General features: G+C 40.1%; 24 protein-coding genes. 11 read left to right on the plus strand and 13 right to left on the minus strand.

The genetic code is table 11. The features are described 5' to 3' along the window. Positions 1-44: 44 nt before the first annotated feature. Positions 45-629, plus strand: coding sequence for a thymidine kinase (locus MTF67_RS04665; protein WP_248518849.1), 585 nt, complete (start codon positions 45-47; stop codon positions 627-629). Here MTF67_RS04665 and ltaE read toward each other — a convergent pair. Further along, entirely contained in the window at positions 612-1616 is a 1005-nt protein-coding gene (gene ltaE, locus MTF67_RS04670; protein WP_248518850.1) for a low-specificity L-threonine aldolase, read from the minus strand. The genes MTF67_RS04665 and ltaE overlap by 18 nt on opposite strands. Before the next feature lie 18 nt (positions 1617-1634). Next, the gene (gene rlmF, locus MTF67_RS04675; protein ID WP_248518851.1) at positions 1635-2567 is read right to left on the minus strand and encodes a 23S rRNA (adenine(1618)-N(6))-methyltransferase RlmF; all 933 of its coding nucleotides are present in this window, start codon (positions 2565-2567) and stop codon (positions 1635-1637) included. A gap of 128 nt (positions 2568-2695) precedes the next feature. Here rlmF and MTF67_RS04680 point away from each other — a divergent pair, with 128 nt between their 5' ends. After that, positions 2696-3610, plus strand: coding sequence for an alpha/beta fold hydrolase (locus MTF67_RS04680; protein WP_010556770.1), 915 nt, complete (start codon positions 2696-2698; stop codon positions 3608-3610). Here MTF67_RS04680 and MTF67_RS04685 read toward each other — a convergent pair. The 3 genes from MTF67_RS04685 to MTF67_RS04695 form a co-directional block, all read right to left on the minus strand. Further along, a complete protein-coding gene (locus tag MTF67_RS04685) occupies positions 3582-5018 on the minus strand; it encodes a sulfotransferase (protein ID WP_008126177.1) in 1437 nt (478 codons plus the stop codon). The two genes, MTF67_RS04680 and MTF67_RS04685, sit on opposite strands and share 29 nt — an antisense overlap. A gap of 85 nt (positions 5019-5103) precedes the next feature. Next, positions 5104-7686 (minus strand): TonB-dependent receptor, encoded by a 2583-nt coding sequence (locus tag MTF67_RS04690; protein ID WP_248518852.1) that lies wholly within the window; start codon positions 7684-7686, stop codon positions 5104-5106. A 330-nt stretch (positions 7687-8016) separates the two neighbouring features. After that, positions 8017-8187 carry an oxidoreductase-like domain-containing protein gene (locus tag MTF67_RS04695; protein ID WP_006791642.1) on the minus strand — a complete coding sequence of 57 codons (171 nt, stop codon included), beginning with the start codon at positions 8185-8187 and terminating at the stop codon, positions 8017-8019. A 102-nt stretch (positions 8188-8289) separates the two neighbouring features. Between MTF67_RS04695 and MTF67_RS04700 the strand changes: the two genes are divergently transcribed. After that, complete coding sequence (locus tag MTF67_RS04700; RefSeq protein WP_033018928.1) at positions 8290-8712, plus strand: hypothetical protein; 423 nt, start codon at positions 8290-8292, stop codon at positions 8710-8712. Positions 8713-8800: 88 nt separating this feature from the next. Continuing rightward, positions 8801-10165 carry a leucyl aminopeptidase family protein gene (locus MTF67_RS04705; protein WP_248518853.1) on the plus strand — a complete coding sequence of 455 codons (1365 nt, stop codon included), beginning with the start codon at positions 8801-8803 and terminating at the stop codon, positions 10163-10165. A 31-nt stretch (positions 10166-10196) separates the two neighbouring features. On the opposite strand, the gene MTF67_RS04710 is transcribed toward MTF67_RS04705, so the two are convergent. Continuing rightward, the gene (locus tag MTF67_RS04710; RefSeq protein WP_203987382.1) at positions 10197-10583 is read right to left on the minus strand and encodes a VOC family protein; all 387 of its coding nucleotides are present in this window, start codon (positions 10581-10583) and stop codon (positions 10197-10199) included. A 68-nt stretch (positions 10584-10651) separates the two neighbouring features. After that, a complete protein-coding gene (locus MTF67_RS04715) occupies positions 10652-11725 on the minus strand; it encodes a ketoacyl-ACP synthase III (protein WP_248518854.1) in 1074 nt (357 codons plus the stop codon). Between the two features lie 153 nt (positions 11726-11878). On the opposite strand from MTF67_RS04715, the gene MTF67_RS04720 reads away from it, so the two are divergent. The 6 genes from MTF67_RS04720 (at position 11879) to MTF67_RS04745 (ending at position 16201) form a co-directional block, all read left to right on the plus strand. After that, entirely contained in the window at positions 11879-13183 is a 1305-nt protein-coding gene (locus MTF67_RS04720) for an amidohydrolase family protein (RefSeq protein ID WP_248518855.1), read from the plus strand. A gap of 8 nt (positions 13184-13191) precedes the next feature. Then, positions 13192-13599, plus strand: coding sequence for a DUF4440 domain-containing protein (locus MTF67_RS04725; protein ID WP_008126189.1), 408 nt, complete (start codon positions 13192-13194; stop codon positions 13597-13599). Positions 13600-13653: 54 nt separating this feature from the next. Beyond that, positions 13654-14892, plus strand: a complete 1239-nt coding sequence (locus MTF67_RS04730) for an ATP-binding protein (protein ID WP_248518856.1) — start codon at positions 13654-13656, stop codon at positions 14890-14892. Further along, a complete protein-coding gene (locus MTF67_RS04735; RefSeq protein ID WP_058404626.1) occupies positions 14889-15413 on the plus strand; it encodes a response regulator in 525 nt (174 codons plus the stop codon). The genes MTF67_RS04730 and MTF67_RS04735 overlap by 4 nt, the downstream gene beginning before the upstream one ends. A gap of 17 nt (positions 15414-15430) precedes the next feature. Beyond that, positions 15431-15853 (plus strand): DCC1-like thiol-disulfide oxidoreductase family protein, encoded by a 423-nt coding sequence (locus tag MTF67_RS04740; protein WP_248518857.1) that lies wholly within the window; start codon positions 15431-15433, stop codon positions 15851-15853. 69 nt (positions 15854-15922) lie between these two features. Beyond that, positions 15923-16201, plus strand: coding sequence for a peptidylprolyl isomerase (locus MTF67_RS04745; protein WP_004588770.1), 279 nt, complete (start codon positions 15923-15925; stop codon positions 16199-16201). Between the two features lie 77 nt (positions 16202-16278). Here MTF67_RS04745 and MTF67_RS04750 read toward each other — a convergent pair whose 3' ends face one another. The 6 genes from MTF67_RS04750 to MTF67_RS04775 all read right to left on the minus strand — a co-directional run bounded on the left by MTF67_RS04750 (position 16279) and on the right by MTF67_RS04775 (position 20676). Continuing rightward, positions 16279-16626, minus strand: coding sequence for an energy transducer TonB (locus MTF67_RS04750; RefSeq protein WP_006791652.1), 348 nt, complete (start codon positions 16624-16626; stop codon positions 16279-16281). Positions 16627-16793: 167 nt separating this feature from the next. Next, a complete protein-coding gene (locus tag MTF67_RS04755; protein WP_006791653.1) occupies positions 16794-17453 on the minus strand; it encodes a DsbA family protein in 660 nt (219 codons plus the stop codon). 107 nt (positions 17454-17560) lie between these two features. Continuing rightward, positions 17561-18781 carry a Xaa-Pro peptidase family protein gene (locus MTF67_RS04760; protein ID WP_248518858.1) on the minus strand — a complete coding sequence of 407 codons (1221 nt, stop codon included), beginning with the start codon at positions 18779-18781 and terminating at the stop codon, positions 17561-17563. A gap of 153 nt (positions 18782-18934) precedes the next feature. Next, positions 18935-19543 carry a flavin reductase gene (locus tag MTF67_RS04765; RefSeq protein ID WP_248518859.1) on the minus strand — a complete coding sequence of 203 codons (609 nt, stop codon included), beginning with the start codon at positions 19541-19543 and terminating at the stop codon, positions 18935-18937. 9 nt (positions 19544-19552) lie between these two features. Continuing rightward, complete coding sequence (locus MTF67_RS04770) at positions 19553-20281, minus strand: SDR family NAD(P)-dependent oxidoreductase (RefSeq protein ID WP_248518860.1); 729 nt, start codon at positions 20279-20281, stop codon at positions 19553-19555. Next, positions 20278-20676: a DUF393 domain-containing protein gene (locus MTF67_RS04775; RefSeq protein ID WP_248518861.1), complete on the minus strand. Its 399-nt coding sequence runs from the start codon at positions 20674-20676 to the stop codon at positions 20278-20280. The genes MTF67_RS04770 and MTF67_RS04775 overlap by 4 nt, the downstream gene beginning before the upstream one ends. 120 nt (positions 20677-20796) lie before the next feature. Here MTF67_RS04775 and ppc point away from each other — a divergent pair, with 120 nt between their 5' ends. Further along, positions 20797-23442, plus strand: a complete 2646-nt coding sequence (gene ppc / locus MTF67_RS04780) for a phosphoenolpyruvate carboxylase (RefSeq protein ID WP_248518862.1) — start codon at positions 20797-20799, stop codon at positions 23440-23442. The last annotated feature ends 291 nt before the right edge of the window (positions 23443-23733 follow it).

Genomic DNA, 23733 nt, shown 5'->3' on the forward strand with positions numbered 1-23733 from the left:
ATATTAGGGTAGCATAAGCGCACTTTTTGTAACTTGGCACCATCATGGCTCAATTATACTTTTACTATTCTGCAATGAATGCGGGAAAATCTACCACCTTATTACAATCGGCTTTTAATTATAAAGAGCGAGGTATGGAGCCAGTTATCCTTACTGCAGCTATTGACGATAGAGAAGGTGTTGGCAAGGTTTCGTCTCGAATAGGTTTGCAAGCAGATGCACATGTATTTGACGCAAGTAAAGATGTGTATGAGTTGATTCAATTGCTTAACAATGAAAAAAAGCGCCATTGTGTATTAGTCGATGAATGTCAGTTTTTATCCAAAGAGCAAGTCATGCAGTTAACTGATGTAGTAGATGAGTTAGGCATTCCTGTGCTTTGCTACGGTTTACGAAACGACTTTAGAGGTGAGTTGTTTGTTGGCTCTCAATACCTACTAGCTTGGGCTGATAAACTAATTGAGCTTAAAACGGTGTGCCATTGTGGGCGCAAAGCCAATCACGTATTACGTACCGATGAAAATGGTGATGCGATTGCCGATGGTAATCAAGTTGAAATTGGCGGCAACGATCGTTATGTATCGGTATGCCGCAAACATTACAAAGCCGCTTTAAATATGGGCCGATAACGCGTTAATAAAGGTGTCTATATCTTTTCGAGTTATCCCTAAATGCGTGACTAGCCTAAGTTGTTTACTTGGGCTTATTAGAATACCTTGCTGTTTTAGCTTCTCAGCTATATCTACAATATTAAAATCTTCATCACAAGATGCATACACCATATTGGTCGTATTACTCATATCTACGTTAAAGCCTTCAAGTGAGCTTAAACATTCAGCTAGGTAGCGCGCATTAGCATGATCGTCTTTTAAGCGACTTATGTTATTTTCAAGCGCATATTGCCCAGCAGCAGCGAGCATTCCGGCTTGTCGCATACCACCACCAAGTACTTTACGCCATCGCCTAGCTTTATTTACCAACGAAGACGACCCCAATAATAATGATCCAACCGGTGCACCTAACCCTTTAGATAAGCAAATAGACACAGAGTCAAAATGTTTCGTTATTTGTTTAATATCAACTTCTAACTCAACTGATGCATTAAACGCACGTGCGCCATCTAAATGCAGAGCTAAATTATGCTCATTAACAAAGTCCCGTGTTTGGGCAAGGTACTCTAGGCTAAGTACTTTACCGCCAATGGTATTTTCTAGGCTTAGTAATCGCGTTTTTGCAAAGTGGCTATCGTCTGGTTTAATTGCAGCGGCTATTTTATTGAAATTAATGGAACCGTTTTGTTCGTTTTCTATCGGTTGTGGCTGTATAGAGCCTAGAACTGCTGCACCACCACCTTCAAATTTATAATTATGCGCATTTTGGCCACAAATATATTCATCCCCACGTTCACAATGTGCCATTAAACCAAGTAAATTTGCTTGTGTTCCAGAGCTGCAAAAAAGTGCGGCTTCAAAATTAAAACGAGTAGAAGCGAAGTTCTCTAGGTTATTTACACTTTCATCGTCGCCATAAACATCATCACCGACTGGTGCACTGTACATGATATCGCGCATTTCTTTTGTTGGCTTGGTGACCGTATCTGAACGAAAATCTATCATATTTTTCCTTTTTCTTATTTAATCAAGTTCATTACAAATGTGTTCACGCGTCTCTTTATCAAAGTAACTCCAAGCAAGAAATCGGCTAACTTTTTGCCCTTGAGCCATATCAATAATTTTATATTCCGCAATTGGGTATGTTTTTAGTTTTGCTTCAAGTGCACTAAGTGAGTCTTTTTTTGAGACTAAAGATGTAAACCACAACACTTGTTGTGCAAATTCTTCACTTTCTGCAATCATTGTTGTAATAAATTGTACTTCACCACCTTCGCACCAAAGCTCGTTGTTGTTACCACCAAAGTTAAGCGTTTTACTGGGCGCTTTTCCTAAGTTTTTCCATTTTCGTTCACTTCCTTTTTTTGCCTCTTGTTCGCTTGCATGAAATGGCGGGTTACAAAGCGTTAAGTGATATAAATCTTTTTGGTTTATAACACCTTTAAATATATTAGCCGGTTTTTTTTGCAGCTTAACCGTTATTTTTAAGGCATTAAATTGTGCAATCTGCTTGGCTATTTTAACCGAGACAGGGTCTATATCTGAGCCAGTGAAGTGCCAGTTATATTCACTCGTCCCTGTTAATGGATAAACTAAATTTGCACCAGTACCTATATCAAGTACTTTAACCTGCTTACCTTGAGGGATTGTTTGTTTATTATCTTCGCTTAATAGATCGGCCAAGTGATGGATATAGTCTACTCGCCCTGGTATTGGTGGGCATAAGTTGTGCTCGGGAATATCCCAAAATTCAATATTATAGTGCGCTTTGAGTAGCGCTTGGTTGAGTGTTTTTACTGCTTTATTATTTGCAAAGTCAATACTTTTAGTACCTGCAGGCGTGTTAACTATATAAGGGTTTAAAGCCGGCAGCGCAGCTGTTAGTAAGTTAAAATCGTAACCGTTATTATGCTGATTGCGTGGGTGTAGTTTTGCACGTGGTGTATTTTTAGTCATGAATTTATTTTAGCAATCTATATCAATAGTTAATTGTAACAAATCCTCGTAATTAAAGTGCAGACAATTACTTTGGCATATTTAAAAATACTGGTACGATGAGTTGAGGTTAACAATAAGGATTAAGCGTGGCCATTTCTCAACAATCAATAACTATAAATTTAGCAGATAAACAAACACTGCATTTACGCAAAATATTCGATGAACAACAAAATGGTCCCATCGTATTCTTTATGCATGGTGCAGTCGAAAATGGCAAAATTTTTTATACACATAGTAATAAAGGTCTTGCTCCATTTTTAGCTGAGCACGGATATCGTTGCTATGTCGCTGATCTGCGTGGGCGCGGAGAAAGTAAGCCTGTTATATCTAAATCTGCTGCCTATGGGCAAACCGAAGCTATATTAGAAGATATTCCCGCGTTTATTAATAAAATTGAGCAGCTCGAAGGTTCTAAACCAGATTACTGGGTGGCCCATTCGTGGGGTGGCGTTTTAATGAATAGCGTATTTGCACGCTTTCCACATTATATTGATGATGTAAAAGCATGTGTTTACTTTGGTTCAAAACGCTCACTGTTTAATAATCATCCAAAAAAATTACTTCAAGCTAATTTTATTTGGTATTTTATGGCGCCATTACTTGCTAAAAAGCACGGGTATTTACCTGCAAAGCGCTTAAAGTGGGGAAGTGACGATGAAACCCAAAAGTCGCATTATCAAAGCATGCAGTGGGCTAAAAAAAAGCCTTGGGTTGATTCAGATGATAATTTTGATTATGCAAAAGCACTACGTTCACTTCATTTGCCACCTACGCTACATATTGCAGCGGTTAAAGATAAAGCATTAGCTCAGCCAGTTGATATTCAAAGGTTTATTGATGAATCTGGCCCTGGTATCCAACAAATGCGTATTTATGGTCGTCGCCATGGACACCGTATAGATTACGACCACATAAATATGTTAACTCATCCAATAGCCCGCAAAGAGCAATTTAACGATTTACTTCAATGGTTTAAGAGTCACCCTTGTTCATTAGCTTGAGCAAGGGGACTTGGTATCGTTCCCATTTACTAACGGCATTTGTATTTACTGGCTGGCGAACAGCTTGTTTGCTCAGTGTTGTGACGGCTCTTTTTTGATTGTAAAACGATAAGCAGTTTTGCTCATATTTACACCCTAAAAACTCAAAAAGAGTATTTAATTGGTCTTTAGGATTATTTACTAAGTCTTCATAGGCTAAATTAAACACAGGTAATCTTAAAGTATTCCAATGTGTCATTAGTTTTTCATATAAGCCATGGTAGTGCTTAAATTCAGTTAAAGAGCAAAAGTACGGCTCGTTCTCAGCAAAATAATTACTAAATACAGAAAATGCTGTGGCATTAACGTTACGTGATAAATTAATAAACTTAGCGTTTGGAAATAAAATATAAATCAGCCCGAGCGATTGATAATTGCTTGGTAGCTTATTAATAATAATCGGCCTTAACGGTGTTGCTGTTTTTAGTGTATCAATATAAATATTACGAGCTTGATTAATTAGGCTAGGCGTTAAATTGGCTAAGCACTGAGGATACGGAGTTTTGGTTTTTTGCTCTAAAAAGGCAACAACATTATTACTAATACTCGTGTTTTCGCCTAGGCTTGAACATTGGCTATGACTTATAAGCATTTGCTCTAGTAGAGTTGACCCGCTTCTTGGCATGCCAATTATAAATACAGGCGTGATTGTTGCGGAAAAGTCTTCTTCACGTGTAGCCAATAAATCAAGAGTATTGAATTTAATGATCTGATCATAAAAAGGGTCAAGCTCTTTGGTTGTAAACGTACTTAATTTATATTGTAGCGTATTTGCTAGCTCAAAATAGTTAAAAGCTTGATCTGTATCGTTTAGTTTATCGTAACTTTTGCCTAATGCGTAGTAACACACCATTTTAAGACGTAGGTTGTTAGTTTGAGTTACTAAGTGATGCAAATTACTAATGTAATTGTGTTCTTTATTAAAACGGCCAAGTTGTACTAATTCAAACAAAATATAGGCTGTGACAGGGTATAAGCCCATACTCAATGCGTGTGCAAATGTTGTGTGCGCTTTATCCAAATCACCATGTGTTAAATAATGCTGGGCTAAGTAATAATGTGGTTCAGGGTTATGGCTTGCTAGGCTTTTTGCATATTCTAATACGGTAAGTGCGTCTTGTGGTGAATTAACACCATTAAAAGCGTCTGCCAATGCGTGAAGCGGTTCTAACATGTGCGGTAAACGTTCGCAGGCTTTTTGTAGTAAATAAACTGCGGCATCAAACTTTTCTAGTCTTAGTGCTATTTTACCTAAACCAAATAAGGCTTCGCCATTTTCGGGCTCAGTAGCAAGTATCGTTTTGTAATGAAATTCAGCTTCTTTGAGCTTGTTTTGTTCGAGTAGTTTGTTGGCTTTATCTAGTAGCATAGTGGGGCATTTTATTTTTCATTTACTATAAAATAAAAAAGGCGAAATGTCTTAACATTTCGCCTTAATGCTTTCATTCTAAAAATTAGAAAGTATACGTGGCCTTAGCGTAGTAGAAACCACCGTTAATACCGTAAGGAGATGTTTCGTAGTATTTACCACCCCAGTTATTATTTGGGATACCCGTTGCATCTTGGAAATCAAGTTTTTCAGCATCTTGGTCAAGTAAGTTTTGTGCACCTACAGAGAAGCTGATTGAATCGTTCACAAAGTACGTAATTTCTGCATCAAGCGTTACAGATGCGTCTGCTGTTTTAGCTGTTGCATCGTAATCTACGTGAACACCTTGATATTCGCCATAGTAGTTAAGACGAGTAAACGCAGAGATTGACTCCCACTGTTGTGCCCACGTAAGTGTTGCACGGTGGTTAGGTAAGTCTTCTTCTAGGCGTTTAACTTTAAACTCACCCGTAATATCACTGAACTTAGTTACTTCAGTTTCATTCCAGTTGTAAGCAAGGCTAAATGTAGAGCTGCCACCTAAAATATCTGCTGTGTAATTAGCTACAACATCAACACCTTGAGTTGTTGTATCAAAGTCATTAGTGAAGAAACTAACTTGCGCAAGACCTTCAACATTAGGTACACCCGCAGCTGAAAGTGTATCTTTGTCAGCTTGGCTAAGCGTAATTTTTTCAGATTGACTGATACGGTCTTCAACTTGAATGTTGTAGTAATCAACTGTTAGGAACAAATCGCCAAGTGTATAAACTGCACCAAATGTATAACTTTGCGATTCTTCAGGCTCAAGTTCTGTACCACCTAGTTGAACAGCAACTGGGTTAGTTGGTGGTAATAATGCAGAATCTCTTAACACACCGTCACTTAAGTTTGTTTGAACGTTACTAACGTTTGCTTGACCAACGGTTGGTGCACGGAAACCTGTGCTAATTGAACCACGAATATTTAGATCTTCAGTTACATGATACTGAGCCATTAATTTGTAGTTTGTTGTGCTACCAAACGAGTCGTAGTCTTCAAAGCGAAGCGCTAAGCCCATTAAGAAGTCTTCTGTAAATGGTGCTTCAACGTCGACAAATGCTGCGTAGTTACGGCGTGTAAACTCACCTGCTTGCGACGGCTTGAATCCAGGGAAGCCGTTTGAACCAATGCCAAAACCTTGCGCTGTTAATGGGCCCGCAGTGTATGATGCTTCATCACCTGAGATGATTGTAAATGTTTCTTCATGCCATTCTAAACCACCGGCTACGTTCACATCATATGCTAGGCCAAAGTCGTAGCCTTTAGATAGATCTAAGTTAAAGTTTTTCTCTAACTGCTCATATTTACCAGGGCTAAAGTCGCGCGGTGTATCTGGACCTAAAGATGCATTCACCGTGTTGTAAATAAAGTAACGTGATTCATTTAAACCCACAGTACCACTCAGGTCATACAATACGTCTTTCATAAAGCCGTCTGTAAATTCACCTTTAGTACCAATGGTTAAAGAGGTATCAGTAATGTTGCCACCAAAGTTTGGTGTAAAACCACCCGGGATCATTTCATTAAATGCAAAACAATCTGGATTGTTAGCTACACCGTTAATGTAAGCAGGGTCGTCTAAAACATTACCGTCTGTAATTGAAATAGTAGGACAGTTGGCGCTCATGTCGTCAGTTAAGTCTGCAACAAGAAGTGTTGAGCCATCATCGTTTGAATATACACCTGAACGAGTATGCGGGTTACGGTAGTAAAAGCCACCACGTACATCGCGCTCAGAGTAGTTACCAAACATGTAAAATTGTGAGTTGTTTGTTAAGTCTAGGCCTATATTACCGAAAAGTGAGATGTCGTCATCAACTTCTGGTGCACCCCAAACTTGAGCAAGAGACGAAACATCTGGTACGCCTGCTGCTGCAAAACCTGCCGCATCTGGTCGCTGAACTGAACGACTCGTTGCATCTGCTGTTTTATATTGAAAGCTTAAGTTTGCAAAACCACTGTCTGTAAACGGTAAACCTACGTTACCAGAAATTTGAGTTGTATCGCCGTCGCCTTCAAAATATTGACCTTTACGAACTTCAAACTTACCGCCTTCTGAAGCGTCTTTTAATTGGAAGTTCATTACACCTGCAATTGCATCAGAACCGTACTGAGCGGCTGCACCGTCACGAAGTACTTCTACTTGTTTAATTGCAATGCTAGGAATAACTGAAATATCGGCGCCTTGTGCACCATCGTTAATACCACCACCTAAAAAGGCGATTACAGATGCACGGTGACGACGTTTGCCGTTTAAAAGTATTAAGGTGCTGTCTGATGGCAAACCACGAAGGTTAGCAGGGCGAACTAGTGATGCTGCATCACTAATAGGGTTTTGATGAACGTTGAAAGAAGGAACTGAGCCTTTAAGAAGTTCTAGCATGTCAGTGTTACCTGACTTTTCTAGTTCTTCGCCACCTATGATATCAATAGGAACGGGTGAATCACCAATTGAACGTGGAGCTGAACGCGTACCTACTACAGCAATTTTCTCTACATTTTTATTAACTTTAACTTCGCTTTGTTCATCTGCTGCTATTGCAGAGCCCGAGATGAATAATCCGGCGGTGGTTGTGGCTAATGCAAATTTAATCGCTTGGTTTAGCGTATTATTTTTTAATTTCATTCTAAATTTCCCCAGTTAGAATAATTTTGTTTTAGTCGTACTTTAAAGCACGCCTTAATCATAATAGTGGAACGAACAGAGTGGTTTAACGCGATTGAAATATCGAATCATAAGAGCGTAAATACTCACCTTCTGTTAACTCCTGAATACAGACTATACATAAAAAACAACAAGAGCAATTATTAATTAACTATTAAATAACAAAACTTTAATTAGGTAAAAAATCCAAAGGTGGTGCATTTTAGTGCTACTTATAACCATTTGTGTGCAGGTTGATATATAATTGGGAATATTAATGCAGGTGGGGGAAGGGTTTTCGAGGTTGGCTTTTTAAATGCCATCCTGTTTTTTTGTTTTAGTTTGCAAATTTGTTAATTTCCATGTTGCTAATTTTTCTCTATATTCATCCCACACACATGAATAACAATTGCCACTGCCGCAACATTCATCAGATTTTGGTTTTTCAGGTTTTTGTGGAATTTGAGTTGTTAAATCAGTCATAGTTAATACTTTTTGGCACTAGTTTGGTGCAAAGGATAAAGTATAGTCATAATCAAGTAAATTATTCTTTGTTAACCCAACAGCATGTGTGAAAATATAGAAATGCGATTATATAAAGTTATTCACCGTGCCCCTTGGCGTGTAGTAAAAATTAGTAAAAAGCGTCAGCAGCTTCGTTTTCGTCGCGCTATGGTGGCGCTTAAAATTGCACTTGCACAAGAAAAACAAGAAACCAAAGAAATGTTGGCCATATATAAGCGTTATACACAAGGGCAAACAAATAGTGCAGAGCTTAAACGAGCGAATGAGCAGTTTGTCGATATTTTAAAAGGCCTTGGATTGGGCGTATTTGCTGTGCTTCCTTTTTCACCCGTTACTATTCCACTTGTTGTTAAGTTAGGGCGGTTAGTGGGGGTGGATGTATTGCCCAGCTCGTTTAGCATTAATAAATCAATAAAAGAACTTGATAACGAAATAGAACAATCGCATCAAGAATCAGTTAAAAAAAATATACACAATAAATAACACTAAAAACTCGACAATTAGCGATACCTTTTAATAGTGCTTATTGATATGCTCGTAAGAACAATTTTTACAAATTATGAGCTATTTAATGAGTGCATTACTTCGCAATACATCTTCTGGTATTCCTTTATCATTTATTCTTAAAAGCGAACTCTCTGATTGGCAATCAAAGCAGCCAACATTTATTCAAAATTGGCTAAACAATACAGGCTTTGAAAAGCAAGGTTTAGCGTTAATTCCCGATAGCAATTCCGGGGAGTTGTCCCAAGTAATTTGTTTAATGCAAAGCCCAAACGACTTTTGGGCTGCTGGCAATTTGGCCAATACGCTACCAGTGGGTAGTTATCAAATTCAAGGTGACGATACGTTTATAGAGTTTGTGGCATTAGGGTTTGTTCTTGGTGGCTACGAATTTAGTGAATACAAAGAAAAACCGACTGTTAAAGCCGAGTTGTGTATTGGCGATGAACAGCTTTACACGCGTATCAAACAGCAAGCGGAAGCTATTTTTTTAGCGCGTGATTTAGTAAACACGCCTGCCGTCGATATGATGCCGCAACATTTATCGCAAGTGATGGAAGATTTGGCTTCAACTCATGGCGGTGATTTTTCACAATGGATAGGCGATGAATTGTTAGAGCAAAACTACCCAACTATTCATATGGTAGGTCGTGCAAGCGAGAATAAACCGCGTTTGCTTGATTTAAAGTGGGGAGCAGATGATGCGCCACTAATAACGCTTGTTGGCAAAGGTGTGTGTTTTGACTCTGGCGGGCTCGACTTAAAGCCAAGCAATGGTATGCGTAATATGAAAAAAGACATGGGCGGTGCTGCGCATGTTATTGCATTAGCTCAGCTGATTATGGCTGCTAAATTGCCTGTCCGTTTGAGAGTATTAGTACCGGCAGTTGAAAATGCGGTGTCGCGAAATGCATTTCGCCCGGGCGATGTTGTAAAAACGCGCAAAGGTATTATGGTTGAAATAGATAACACGGATGCTGAAGGGCGTTTAGTTTTGTGTGACGCGTTAAGTGAAGCACAAAACGATAATCCGGAGCTTATTATTGACTTTGCAACATTAACAGGGGCATGTCGTGTAGCGTTAGGTACTGAGTTACCTGGTTTCTTTTCTACAGAGCGAGATATAGCAAATGGTATAATTGATGCAGGACTCAGTGTGAATGACCCTGTTTGGCAGTTGCCTTTATTTGAGCAGTATCGTGGGTTTTTGAAAAGTGATGTTGCAGATATGGCTAATAGTGCAAGTACACCATTTGGTGGCGCAATTACCGCCGCACTTTACTTAAAAGAATTTGTAGAGCCAACCACGCCTTGGGTGCATTTTGATGTGATGGCATGGAATTTACGTGCGCTGCCAGGTCGCCCTGCTGGCGGTGAAGCTCTTGGCATTAGAGCCGTGTTTAACTATTTGCAAAACCGCTTTAATCATTAATTACCCGTAAAACATTAGCGCTATATGAAGCTTAAACTTCATATAGCTCTAGCGGTAAATCATCTGGGTCGGCAAAAAAAGTAAATTTTTTACCTGTAATTTCATCAATTCTAATCTCTTCAACTGCCACACTTTTACTTTCTAAATATTCTTTTGCTTTAGTTACATTGTCGACTTTAAACGCTAAATGGCGTAAGCCTTGTGCTTCCGGGTAACTAGGCCTTGAGGGCGCACCCTCAAACGAAAACAACTCAACTTGACTACCATCAGGCATTGCTAAGTCTAACTTATACGAATTACGCTTTTCCCTATAATGCTCGTTAATAATGTTGAGTTTTAAAATTTCACTATAAAAATGTTTAGAGCGAGGATAATTACTGCAAATAATTGCAGCATGATGAATACCTAGAAGCTCCATAAACTTATTTTCCTTAAATAAAAAACGCACTAAAAAGTGCGTTTTAATTATACGTTTTTAAAGCAAGCTTATTCAGCGTCTTTACATGCTTTTACAGCTGGCGCCACAAGCTCTAAACCTGTTTGGGTGCAAGGTGCTAATTGTGCGTCGCTAACGCTAATTGGAGTTACACGTTCGCCCCATTTTATGTAGCTTGCAGCCCATGTTAAACCCGCGCCAAAAGCCGCAGACATAATATTTGAATGAGGCTTTATTAACCCTTGTTCAACTGCTTCACATAGCGCAATAGCAATGGTTGCAGCTGATGTGTTGCCATAATCTGCAATGTTAACCATTACTTTTTCATCAGGTACTTTTAAACGGTGCTGGATTGCCTGAATTATGCGTAAATTAGCCTGATGTGGTACTAGTACGTTTATGTCGTCTAGGCTTAAATTAGCTTGCTCGAGAACGTCGTCACAGGCTTCACTCATACCTTTTACGGCACGCTTGAATATCTCTCTGCCTTCAAATAGCAGATCAGACGGGCCAATGGGGTCATATTTGTTCAAATCACTACCAAAGTTAGTAATATGAAGAATGTCGCGGTCTTCACTATCGCACCCTGTTTTAGTGCCAAGTAAACCTGCCGGTGTTTCTGCAGCTTCTAGTACAACAGCACCAGCGCCATCACCAAATAGTACTGCACTGTCGCGGCGCGCCCAGTTTACATACCAAGTCATTCGTTCAGCAGCAATAACGACCGCTTTTTTGATCATGCCTGCTTGAATTTGCGCAGTAGCAGCTTGTAATGCGTATAAAAAGCCAGAACACGCAGCATTCGTATCCATGGCGGCTGCGCCTGTTGCGCCAATATTTTTTTGCACTTGGGATGCCGTATTTGCAACAACTGTTGAAGGCGTACAGGTTGCAAGTATGACAAGATCAATGTCTTTTGCGTCAATACCTGCGCAAGCAAGTGCGTGTTTTGCTGCAACAGTTGCCAGCTCTGCCGTGCTTACATGGCTTACACGGCGAGATTTGATGCCAGTACGCGTGGTGATCCACTCGTCGGTGGTATCAACTATTTCGCTAATTTCATCGTTGCTAATACTTGCTGGTGGAATGCATTTGCCCCAACCAGTGATATGTGCGTATGGCATAGTGTGTTCTCTTAAGGTGGTATAACTTCAATTTATTACCGGCAAGTTATACCAAAATTCGACTTATAAGACTAGTTTATAGCATGCTTTGTATCGTAAATATTCGCTATTAAAGGTTTTTTAGAGTAAAGCTAGTATAAAAAAGGAGCATGTATGAAAACAACACTCATAACATTATCGTCAATTGCATTGGCAATGTTTGTTAATAATGTAAACGCAGCACACTCTAAAATCATTTACGCAGGTAGTTTACTTGTGGCACCTGAGCAGACATTAAAAAAAGAACAGACCTTAGTTGTTACCAATGACAAAATAACGGCTATTAAAGACGGTTATGTATCAAAGTCAGTACTTAATTTACCCGATGCTGAAATAGTTAATTTAAAAAACCAGTTTGTTATGCCTGGTTTGATTGATATGCATGTACATGTGACTTTTGAACGTGACGCTAAAGCAAACCCACATCGTTGGGCTACAGAATATGAAGCCGATTATGCGCTTCGTTCTATTAAATATTTACAGCGTACGCTTGATGCAGGGTTTACGTCGGTGCGTGATTTAGGCAGCGACTATCAAGTTATTTTTCCGTTAAAACGCGCAATTGAACGACAAGACATTGCAGGCCCTCGTATTTTTGCAGCCGGTAATACAATATCGCCAAGCGGCGGTCATGCTGATATGCATGGCTACAGAAAAGACATAACCGATGTTTTTAAAACGACATTAGGCATTTGTAATGGCGCTGACGATTGCCGCCGTGCTGTGAGAGAAGTTATTAAAAGTGGTGCTGATGTAATTAAAATTACTGCAACGGGTGGTGTGTTGAGTAATACCGCAGCGGGAGTGAATCAACAACTCACTGATGATGAGCTGTCAGCTATTGTAGATACAGCGCATCATTTAGGGCGTAAGGTAACAGCGCATGCGCACGGAACAGAAGGAATTAAAGCAGCACTTAGAGCTGGGGTTGACTCAATAGAGCACGGGTCTTATTTAGATAAAAAAACAGTCGATTTATTCAATAAAACGCAGGCCTATTTAGTTCCCACACTGCTTGCTGGTGCCACGGTAAGTGAAGAGGTACTTACTAATCCTAATATGCCAGTGGCAATTGCGAATAAAGTGCGAGAAGTAACGCCTAAAATGCAGGCATCGTTTAAGTTAGCGCTTAAAAACAAGGTAAACATTGCCTTTGGAACCGACTCGGGTGTATCGCGTCATGGTCTTAATGCAAACGAGTTTGGTTTAATGGTTGATAATGGAATGAGTGAGGCGCATGCAATAAAGTCAGCCACAGTGTATGCTGCTAAATTGTTAGGGCAAAGCCATCAGTTAGGCGACTTGAGTGTTGGTAAGCAAGCAGATATTATCAGCGTAAATGGTTCGCCACTTGAAGACATAAACGTACTTAAAAACGTGCAATTTGTTATGAAAGCAGGGCAAATTTACAAGCAATAGGGAAGCACATGAGCAGCAAAATTAAAGCGTCGTTGTTTAATCATTTAATTGAGGCTGAGCGTCAATTACTTGAGCCTGAAGTTCGCCAATCAGAGCGTGCACTCGACGCTTTACTCGACGATGAGTTTATCGAAATTGCTGCTAATGGCACGTCGTTTAATAAATACCAAGTACTCACACGCCTACCTACTGAAGTGGTACCGCAGTTTTATAATCAGCATTTTAAAGGCCGAATGTTGAGTATAGATGTGGCGCAAATAAGTTATCAAGCCGCGTATAGGCGCTCAGCCCGTGCCGAATTTAATTATTCACTTCGTATGTCGTTATGGCGTAAAAATAGCGCGCAGCAATGGCAAATGGTGTTTCATCAAGGCACACCGTGCGCTGCTTTTACAATTTCAATGGACGACGAGTAACGTTTTAACTCAACTCATTTTTATTTATTAAATTGGAAAATCATTGTTTTGTTAATGCAAACTGATCCCACTATCAGCCGTTTACTTATGCTACGAAGCGGCGCCATTGCAGTACAATTAATTGCAGTATTAAGTGTTTATTTTTTACTTGATTACCAATTGGCATTACTGCCCTTACTTGGTGTTATTGCTTTAGAAGCTGCGTTTCAATTAGTCAGTCTATTTGCTTACCGACACGTTAGCCACGCTAAGCCCTCGGTTATGCTGATGCAACTCACTGCTGACGTTTTGTTTTTAACTATTTTGCTTTCTTTAAGTGGCGGCGCAACTAATGCATTTGTGTCTTTATTATTACTGCCCATCATGATAGCAGCGGTAACACTACGTGAAAAAGGCTTAGCCTATATTGCTTTGCTTGCCATTGCTGCATACAGCTTTTTGTTAATAAACATGCCCGATCACAGTATGCATCAAATGAACATGAGCGGTCACTTTGTTGGCATGTGGGTTAACTTTGTTTTAAGTACCAGTGTAATAGCGCTTGTGATAGGGGCCATGAGCCGTGCACTAAAAGATCGCGAACGCGTCATTGCCAAAGCCCGAGAAAAACAACTACGAAATGAGCAACTAGTAACGCTTGATGGAGCTGCAGCACAAATAACTCATCAGTTAGCAACACCGATAGCTAACTTACAACTGTTGTTTGAAGAGCTATTAGAGGAGCAACCAAACAATATTATAGTTAAACAGATGCAAACCCCACTTGAGCAATGTCGAGAGCAACTTAATAGTTTTAGAGCGCTATCGGAGCAAATACGGGTTAACAATGCTAAAGATCAAATAACCATAACGCAATTACAAACAGCCATTAACGATACCTTTGTATTACAGTACCCCGGTCAACATATTAAATGGTCTACACCTTCCATTAATGCGATTCTTTTAAGTGACGCAATGTTGTTACCAGCTATATTAAATTTGTTGCAAAATGCGGCTATAGCAAATCAAAAACAAGGTAAAACAGAGCTTGAGTTAAGCTGGGAGCTTAACCAGCAAGATCAATGTATAGACTTATTAATCCGTGATTTTGGCGATGGGTTTACGCCCTCACAACTAGCTGAACTAGGCGGGCAGGTAATGCCTAGCGAACAAGGCATGGGTTTGGCCGTGTTGTTATCTAACGTCACGTTTGAGCGACTAAATGGCTCACTAACCTTATTTAACCATAAAGAAGGCGGTGCCGTAGCAAAGGTACAATTAGCCATTATTAATAGTGAGCAAGCAGCACAATGAAGTTACTAATAATTGAAGATGATATAAATTTAGCCAGTACGCTTGCTAGGCGTTTAACTAAGCAAGGCTTCACCTGTGATGTTGCGCATAACCAAAGTGATGCGTTACTTCGTGCGCGCCAATTAGTACCCGACTCAATTTTATTGGACATGAAACTTGGGGACGACAATGGCTTAATGCTTATAAAGCCACTGCGCAACTTATTAGAAAATACACATATAGTCTTATTAACTGGGTTTGCTAGCATTGCCACTGCGGTTGAAGCAATGCGCTTAGGGGCAAACGATTATTTAACTAAACCTATTGATATGGCAACATTATTAAAAGCACTTAATAACGAAACAAGTGAGCTTCAAACGAGTATTGATGATGCTGTTATGTCGCCTGAACGCTTAGAATGGGAGCATATTCAGCAAGTTCTACACAGTAATAATGGCAATATATCGGTCACAGCTAGGCAATTAAATATGCATAGACGCACATTGCAACGTAAGTTACAAAAAAAGCCGGTCCAGCACTAATCGCTTAAGGAAAATAAATGAGTGAAAATGCAGTCACACTAATGCGTAATCGAAAAATTATATTATTCGATGCGCAGTGTAAATTATGTAGTGCGTGGTGTAATTTTATAATTAGTAACGATACCAATGCCATTTTTAAATTATGTAGCGTGCAATCCCCAAAAGGTGAACGGCTATTAACTCACTTTGGTTTTTCAACTACTCAATACGCCTCGATGGTTTACCTAGAAAACGGCAAAGTGTTCACACAAAGCCATGCTTTTTTTACAGTAGTAAAGCAGCTTGGTTACCCTTACAAATTAGCAACTATTTTTAGTGTTTTACCTAATACCTTTAATAATTGGCTGTACGATAAAATTGCTTTAAACCGTTATACCTTATTTGGAAAATATCAGTATTGCCGTATTCCCTCTAAATGTGATGAACTTCACTATTTATAAAATCAATTAGATGCCCTCAAACAGGGGCTGTGCTAAAATCGCCGCGTTTTAAATTATCAGGGCTTTGAAATGGCAAGTACAGCGCACGCACTCCACATATTGGTTAAGCACAAAGAAATAGCAGAAGACATTATAAAGCAATTAGGTAAAGGTGCAAAATTTCAAACCTTAGCTAAAAAATATTCGTCGTGTCCATCGGGTAAAAAAGGCGGTGACTTAGGTGAATTTAGACGCGGGCAAATGGTTCCGCAGTTTGACAAAATAGCCTTCAATGGCGCTATTTTAGAGCCACACCTAGTTAAAACTAAATTTGGCTGGCATGTTATTAAAGTACTTTATCGTACTTAGTTCACTTTAATTAAAGAAGCATCTTTGGGTATATAAATAAGGCTGCAATGTGCAGCCTTTTTTGTTTTAGTTAGTTATTATTTTTCTAAATTGAAATCTATAGTCATTTCTAAGTCTTCATCAACTACTGCAATACCATTAACTACTTTAGGTGCGTAACGCCATTTAGAAAGAGAGCGAATTGCAGCTTTATCAAAAGTTTTAACAGGCTCAGCTTTGATCACCTTAATATTAATTGGCTTACCAGATGTATCTACATCAAAAGACATTGTCACGCTACCTTCTATCTTTTCACGGGCGTTTTTAATTGGATATTCCGGAGGACTCGGCATTATAAGCGTAGAGTGAGGGCTATCAGCTAAAGGTGTTGTCGAACATGCAGTTAAAAGAAACAGTGAAGTTAGTGTTGTAATTATATATTTCATTATAAATCCCTTTATAGGTACTATTATTGATTTGTTAAATGTAGTTTCTATAATGACACCAAAAGAGAACGAAGGTAAATAACAAGTTTGTATTATTTTTGAACTCATAAATATATAAGAAAGGCTGCAATCTGCAGCCTTTCTTTATTTTAAAATTTATTTGTATATCAAGCGTCTTGCTTGGCTTCTTCTTCGCTAATTTGTTTTAGTGCTTGAATAAATGAGTCGCTTGGTTGTCCGCCAGTGAGTGCGTATTTATCGTTTATGATAAACGTAGGGACTGAGGTAATACCCATTTGTTTAAAGTTATTTTGCTCTTGGCGTACAGCTTGAACGTATTTATCTGAGTGCAAAATATTTCGGGCTTCTTCTTTATCAAGGCCAACACTTTCGACAACATCAAGCAGAGCGTCTTCTTGGTTTAAGTATTTTAAATCGGTGAAGTGCGCTTCAAAAAAGGCGAGTTTTAACTCGGTTTGTTTGCCTTCTTCGCGTGCCCACATTAATAAACGATGCAAATCAAAGCTGTTGATCATGATACGTTTGCCATCAAAGTTAAACGTAAATCCAGCACGCTTTCCTGCTTCAAACATGTTTTTACGATTTTCATCGCCTTGTTCTTCAGTTAGGTTGTACTTTTGCATTAAATGCTCGTTTAAGTCTTGACCTTCAACTGGCATATCTGGATTTAGCTCAAAAGGATGCCATGTAATATCTGCACTCATTTCGTCTTTAAGTTGGCCAAGTGCTGTCTCAAGATTTTTATAACCTACTACACACCATGGGCACATTACGTCTGACACGATATCAATTTTAAAATTTTTCATATTCATCCTTTTGCGGATTGCTTTTGTATAAAAGGGATATTGGGATGAACTGGACTTTATCAACGAATAAAATAAAAAGAGCAGCTAAACAGCTGCTCTTGAAGGAATTAAGCGTTAAGCCCAAATGGATCGTCGATACTGTGGCTAGGCTCTGTAAACCAATGAGGGCCGTTGTCGGTCATATAAAAATGATCCTCTAAACGCACCCCAAATTCATCGGGTATCACTAGCATTGGCTCGTTACTAAAGCACATGCCTGGGGCAAGTGGGGTTTTATCACCGCCAACTAAGTATGGCCATTCGTGAATATCTAAACCAATACCATGGCCAGTTCGATGCGGGCAACCCGGTGTTTGGTACTGCGGGCCAAGCCCTTGAGCCGCTAAATAGTGACGAGCACCTGCGTCAACATCTTCGCATGTAGCGCCAATGTTTGCGGTGTTAAATGCGGCCAGTTGCGCTGCTTTTTCGTGATCCCAAAACATGCGCTGGCGCAGTGTTGGTTCACCAAATACATAGGTGCGGGTTATATCTGAAAGGTAATCGTGTACTTTACAGCCAGTATCTATTAATACCATATCGCCTTTTTTAAGCACTTGCGCATCTTTAACACCATGTGGAAACGACGTTGCTACACCAAACAGTACTATGCAAAAATAGTTACCCGGAGCACCTACTTTTTGATGCGCTTTTTTTATAAAGGCTTCTACTTCTGTGGTGGTAATACCTTCGTAAAGCATACTCGCAGTGGCTTGGTGAACGGCTAAGGTCATGTCCATTGCGCACCGAATAAGTGCTAATTCGTTAACCGATTTGTGCATACGGCAATGTGCAGTAACGCCTTGCGCATTGATTATATTTAATCCTTTTTGCGCTTTGTTAATACCATCGAATATAAAGAACTGTGCGCTTTCATCGATGCCGATGGTGGCGTCGTCACTAATGTTTAGTTGCTTTAATACGCTAACAAATAGCGCATAAGGGTTTTCGTGCTCTTGCCAGCCGTGTATTGGCCCTTCAACCACTTTAAAGCCATCTAAAGTACCAATTTCAAAATAAGGTGCAATGTACAGTACTTCACCAATCGCAGGTAAAATTGCGCCAACCATACGCTCACTCGCATACCACTTCATACCCGTAAAGTAGGTGAGGTTGGCCCCTGCATTTAGGTAAATTGCATCAATGTTATTAGCTGTCATATAAGCTTGTGCTTTTGCTATACGTTCAATGTGTTCGTCAGTCTGAATAGGTGTTAACGATTGGGTCATATTACTTAAGCTGGCCAATGCTTGCTCTGGGGTTTGCGTGCCAATACCGATTGTGCTCATGGGATTCTCCTTGGAATTTTCGCTATTGTGCGCAATGCATTTTTAAAATTCAATGTTCTGCGATCAGCAACATCAATTGAGATTTTGAGTGCGTTGGGGTTAAGTTGGGTTGTGCGTTTGTCATGACAAAGGGGTGACATGCACCCCTAAAAGTTATTTTTTTGCGTAGGGAAGGCGCGTTAATTTATTTGCTGTGTGGTAGCTATCAAGGCCTGTAACCGCGACAGTATCAATGGCTTGTAAATCTAGAAATCCATCGCTTTGCAGAGCGGTTTCATCTAAATACACATCGACAATTTCACCAATCACTAGTTCAGTTCCGTTAATTTCAAGATGTTTACTTTCAACAAATTTTACTGAGTATTTTAAGCGACTCTCTTTGACAAAAGGAGCCGAAAACTCATTTAAGTACTCAGGTGTTAACCCTGTTTCCTCAAATTCGGATTCGTCTTTGTCGTAGCGTGCTGAGGTTTGATGCGCTTGTTTATAAATAGACTTATTTACCTGATTGATGGTGTAAACACCTGTTTGTAATATATTTTCAAACGTATGGCGCGGTACACTGTGTGGGCGCATTATCATACCTACGAGGGGAGGGTGAGCACCCAAATGAATAAGCGAACTAACAATCGATAAATTAGTGTTGCCTAGTAGGTCTTGTGTGCCTATTAGGTTTGCACTTTTAAACCCAGATAACGAGTTTATTAAATGTGTACGAGTACGTTTTTCAAGTGCGTCGATACGCGCTTTAGTAAAATGCATTTTAAATCCTTACCACGGTATAGTTGAGCCTTGCCAATCTAAATAAGCTGGCTCGCCATTTAGTTCTAAATCAGGGTTGTTATTTGTTAAGTCAAAAAGTTGGTGAGCTACAAATTCAGGTGTAAACAATTTGCCTTCGGGTACATTTTTTTGAAAAGGCTTAGACAGGTCAGTGTCGGTTGTACCAGGATGAAATAGCACAAGCTTAGTGTTCTTTGCACGACGAGCAAGCTCTACTGCGGCAGTTTTAAATAACATGTTGAGGGCTGATTTAGATGCCCGATAAGTGTACCAGCCTCCCATTTTGTTGTCGTTAATACTACCTACTCGTGCACTTAAGGCAGTTATAGTGCAGTGCGTTTTATGATTGATTAAAGGCAAAACGCTTTGTAAGCAGAGCAATGGGGTAAGCGTATTTGCGTTTAGTAACAAATTAAAATAATCAGCGTTGATGTCTTCAAGCTTTTTTTCTGGCATGTGCTCGGAGTTATGTAACTTACCGTTGAACATTATTACTTGGTGTATGTCGGCTTGCTCATCTTTTAAATGTTGAGTAAGGCCACATAAGCTGTCATTAGAGTAATCAGTATTGTAAAAAATAATGTTGTTACTGTGTTGTGGAACATGGTTACTTGAACTGACGCATACAATGTTGAATTCAATTGTTTGGTTTTGAAGGTACTTGACGTAGGCTTTAGCAATCGCGCTACTAGCGCCAAAAAGAATAATTGTCTTCATTTTTTTCCTTTTGATTTTATGGTGCACTGGCCGTTGTTACACTGGGTATTTGGCATTAAAAACCTGCTTATAGAGTGCCTATGTTTTGCAAAAAAAATATAGCCCCAATCTGCAAAAATACGAATAACAGGCAAGCGAAAAATTTTCAACCAGCGGTGTTTTCCAACTGTTTTCCACGCTTGATACGTTACGTCTAGCCCATAAATTATCTCGCCATTTTTTAGTTGCGCTTGTAGGTATGTAAGTGCTTGGTTTTTGTTTATATGCCTGTAGCGCTCGCTAAAATCAACAGCATTTAAATCCTCGAGGGTAATTAAGCTGTGTTTATCTGCTTGTTTTAACTGTTGCATTTCAGTGCTGCAAAGTGGGCAGTTACCGTCGTAAAAAATGATCATACCAGTGCTTTGTGATTATTTTATCTATACTTTTTTACGACATGACATTGCAAATGGATCTATTAAATATGCGCTCATAATGATATTAATAGTCCTCCATGAAATAAAGGAGACTGAGAAATGAGTGAACAATATGCCGCCCTGCGAGGTAATGTGGGTCTACTTGGGCAATTATTAGGTCAAACGATAAAAGATGCCCAAGGCCAAGCAATTTTAGACAAAGTAGAAGAAATTCGCGCTTTATCAAAATCCTCTCGCAGTGGTAATGAAGACGATCGCAAGGCGTTAATTGAAGTATTACATGCGCTTAGTGATGAAGAGCTTTTACCGGTTGCCCGTTCATTTAATCATTTTTTAAATTTAGCCAATGTGGCAGAGCAGTTTCATACTGTATCGCGTTTTAATGACGCTGGTCTTGGCCAGCAAAACCCTCTCACTCAAACATTAAAAACGTTAGCCGCTAAAGCACAAGAAGGTCAGCTAGACTCTAACCACCTTGCTGACACACTCTCAAAACTCCACATTAATTTAGTACTAACGGCACACCCCACAGAGGTTACACGCCGTACCATTATCAACAAGCACGTAGAGTTGAGCGAGTGTTTAGCATCGCTTGAGCGAAAAGATAACTTGGAGCATGAACGCGAGGCTATTTTAAATAGAATTGCTCAGTTAATAAGCCAAGCGTGGCATACAGACGACATTCGTCGTTCGCGCCCAACGCCTGTTGATGAGGCCAAATGGGGGTATGCAGTTATTGAAAATAGTCTTTGGCATGCTGTTCCGCGTTTTTTACGTGAATTTTCGGAGCATGCTAAAGAGCAATTAAGTCTAGAGTTGCCCATTGACTACAGCCCAATTGAATTCACTTCTTGGATGGGTGGAGACCGAGACGGTAACCCATTTGTTACTGCACAGGTTACTTCGCAAGTTCTTGACCATGGTCGCTGGATGGCACTTGATTTATATAGCCGAGATATTGATACGTTATGCGCTGAGCTATCTATGTCTGACGCCAGCGACGAACTCATTGAGTTGGCAGGCCAAGACTTTGAACCCTACCGCACTGTGCTTAAAAAGCTTAAAGGCGAAGTGTCTGAAACAGTGGCGCATCTAGGTGCAAAAATTAAGCACAAACGCACTGACGCACAAGATCTTGTTACTGATATTAACCAGCTTAAGCACCCAATTGAGGTGTGCTATCGTTCTCTATTAAAATGTAACATGAAAGTCGTTGCCGATGGCTTACTACTTGATTTAATGCATCGTTTAAACAGTTTTGGCCTACGTTTGGCAAAACTGGATGTACGTCAAGATTCATCACGCCACAGCGACGTTTTTTCTGAACTTACGCGTTATTTAGGGTTAGGGGACTACAACCAGTGGCAAGAGCAAGACAAGCAAGCATTTTTACTAGCGGAGCTTAATTCGCGTCGTCCGCTTATTCCTAAGCATTGGCAACCAAGCCCTGATGTACAAGAAGTACTCGACACCTTCGATGTAATTGCAAAGCAAGATGAAAAAACATTTGGTCTGTATATTATTTCAATGGCACGCACTGCATCCGATATTTTAGCTGTACAGTTACTTCTTAAAGAAAGCGGCTGTAGTTTTGAATTGCCAGTTGCCCCATTGTTTGAAACATTAGACGATTTGAATAATGGTAGCGACGTGATCACGACGCTACTCGATAACGTGTGGTACCGCGGCCATATTCAAAATACGCAAAATGTAATGATTGGTTATTCAGACTCGGCTAAAGATGCCGGTATGATGGCTGCAGGTTGGGCCCAATACGAAGCAATGGATAAACTCGTACAGCTTGCAGACGAGCGCGGCATTGAGCTTGTGTTATTCCACGGCCGAGGAGGGACTGTTGGTCGAGGTGGTGCACCGGCTGCACAAGCACTGCATTCGCAACCGCCAGGCTCACTTAAAGGTGGTTTACGGGTAACAGAGCAAGGCGAAATGATACGCTTTAAATTTGGTTTGCCAGATGTAGCACTACAAAGTTTAAATATATATGCAGGGGCAGTACTGCAGAGTAACTTATTACCACCGCCGGAGCCTAAGCCGCAATGGCGCGAAGTTATGAAGCTTATTAGTGAGCAGTCGTGTGAGCATTACCGCAATGTTGTTCGCCACGACGAAAACTTTGTTCCTTACTTTAGAATGGCAACGCCAGAATTAGAGCTTTCTAAACTTCCGCTTGGCTCTCGCCCTGCAAAACGCAACCCTAATGGGGGCGTTGAAAGTTTACGTGCTATTCCATGGATTTTTGCATGGAGTCAAAACAGGTTAATGTTGCCTGCTTGGTTAGGTGCGTTAACAGGCTTAAAAAAGGCACTAGACCAATATGGCTTAGAAACACTAAACGAAATGAGCCTCAATTGGCCATTTTTTAGAGCTCGTTTAGAAATGCTTGAAATGGTATTTAGTAAAGCCGATAGCTGGTTAAGTGAGCACTATGATAATGCGCTGGTGGAAGATATGTACAAGCCGTTAGGTGTAACGTTGCGAAAAGAGCTTGAAGAAGCCATTGAGCTTGTGCAGTCGTTAAGCCCGCAAAAAAGCTTACTTGCAGCTCAGCCTTGGATAAAAGAGTCGATTAGTTTACGAAACCCGTACACCGATCCGCTCAATGTCTTGCAGGTTGAATTGCTTCGCCGTGCTCGCTCTAACGAGGAGCACAACGAAGGTGATATCGATAATGCATTAATGATCACCATGACAGGTATTGCTGCGGGTATGCGTAATACCGGTTAATCGTTAACGTTTGTTATTTAGCAAGGGAACACGCCGTGTTCCCTTTTTTTGTGTTTAATAACCTAGGCCTGTTTATCTTTCGGGGTTAAATTTGCAGCAATGCGTTTAGTACTTAGGTAAGGCAGCGCCTATATAGTGTGTTTATTCCCGATAAATAGGCGATAACGCAGCGTGAATACCAAACACGTGTTGCCCGAAGGTTCGCCCTAGGTGCGATTAACTCTTTGTTGCCTACATGGGTGAAGGTAAGGGGCATGAGCAGGACGAGGAGGTTTTGCTCGGTTTACTTAG

The organism is Pseudoalteromonas sp. 2CM32C, from assembly GCF_023161925.1.
In the GTDB taxonomy this organism is placed as follows: Bacteria; Pseudomonadota; Gammaproteobacteria; order Enterobacterales; family Alteromonadaceae; genus Pseudoalteromonas; species Pseudoalteromonas marina.

Excerpts from the sequence above, each read along its gene's own strand:
- MTF67_RS04665 (WP_248518849.1), top strand. The coding sequence starts at position 45 with ATGGCTCAATTATACTTTTACTATTCTGCAATGAATGCGGGAAAATCT.
- ltaE (WP_248518850.1), bottom strand. The coding sequence starts at position 1,616 with ATGATAGATTTTCGTTCAGATACGGTCACCAAGCCAACAAAAGAAATG.
- rlmF (WP_248518851.1), bottom strand. The coding sequence starts at position 2,567 with ATGACTAAAAATACACCACGTGCAAAACTACACCCACGCAATCAGCAT.
- MTF67_RS04685 (WP_008126177.1), bottom strand. The coding sequence starts at position 5,018 with ATGCTACTAGATAAAGCCAACAAACTACTCGAACAAAACAAGCTCAAA.
- MTF67_RS04690 (WP_248518852.1), bottom strand. The coding sequence starts at position 7,686 with ATGAAATTAAAAAATAATACGCTAAACCAAGCGATTAAATTTGCATTA.
- MTF67_RS04695 (WP_006791642.1), bottom strand. The coding sequence starts at position 8,187 with ATGACTGATTTAACAACTCAAATTCCACAAAAACCTGAAAAACCAAAA.
- MTF67_RS04700 (WP_033018928.1), top strand. The coding sequence starts at position 8,290 with ATGCGATTATATAAAGTTATTCACCGTGCCCCTTGGCGTGTAGTAAAA.
- MTF67_RS04705 (WP_248518853.1), top strand. The coding sequence starts at position 8,801 with ATGAGTGCATTACTTCGCAATACATCTTCTGGTATTCCTTTATCATTT.
- MTF67_RS04710 (WP_203987382.1), bottom strand. The coding sequence starts at position 10,583 with ATGGAGCTTCTAGGTATTCATCATGCTGCAATTATTTGCAGTAATTAT.
- MTF67_RS04715 (WP_248518854.1), bottom strand. The coding sequence starts at position 11,725 with ATGCCATACGCACATATCACTGGTTGGGGCAAATGCATTCCACCAGCA.
- MTF67_RS04720 (WP_248518855.1), top strand. The coding sequence starts at position 11,879 with ATGAAAACAACACTCATAACATTATCGTCAATTGCATTGGCAATGTTT.
- MTF67_RS04725 (WP_008126189.1), top strand. The coding sequence starts at position 13,192 with ATGAGCAGCAAAATTAAAGCGTCGTTGTTTAATCATTTAATTGAGGCT.
- MTF67_RS04730 (WP_248518856.1), top strand. The coding sequence starts at position 13,654 with ATGCAAACTGATCCCACTATCAGCCGTTTACTTATGCTACGAAGCGGC.
- MTF67_RS04735 (WP_058404626.1), top strand. The coding sequence starts at position 14,889 with ATGAAGTTACTAATAATTGAAGATGATATAAATTTAGCCAGTACGCTT.
- MTF67_RS04740 (WP_248518857.1), top strand. The coding sequence starts at position 15,431 with ATGAGTGAAAATGCAGTCACACTAATGCGTAATCGAAAAATTATATTA.
- MTF67_RS04745 (WP_004588770.1), top strand. The coding sequence starts at position 15,923 with ATGGCAAGTACAGCGCACGCACTCCACATATTGGTTAAGCACAAAGAA.
- MTF67_RS04750 (WP_006791652.1), bottom strand. The coding sequence starts at position 16,626 with ATGAAATATATAATTACAACACTAACTTCACTGTTTCTTTTAACTGCA.
- MTF67_RS04755 (WP_006791653.1), bottom strand. The coding sequence starts at position 17,453 with ATGAAAAATTTTAAAATTGATATCGTGTCAGACGTAATGTGCCCATGG.
- MTF67_RS04760 (WP_248518858.1), bottom strand. The coding sequence starts at position 18,781 with ATGAGCACAATCGGTATTGGCACGCAAACCCCAGAGCAAGCATTGGCC.
- MTF67_RS04765 (WP_248518859.1), bottom strand. The coding sequence starts at position 19,543 with ATGCATTTTACTAAAGCGCGTATCGACGCACTTGAAAAACGTACTCGT.
- MTF67_RS04770 (WP_248518860.1), bottom strand. The coding sequence starts at position 20,281 with ATGAAGACAATTATTCTTTTTGGCGCTAGTAGCGCGATTGCTAAAGCC.
- MTF67_RS04775 (WP_248518861.1), bottom strand. The coding sequence starts at position 20,676 with ATGATCATTTTTTACGACGGTAACTGCCCACTTTGCAGCACTGAAATG.
- ppc (WP_248518862.1), top strand. The coding sequence starts at position 20,797 with ATGAGTGAACAATATGCCGCCCTGCGAGGTAATGTGGGTCTACTTGGG.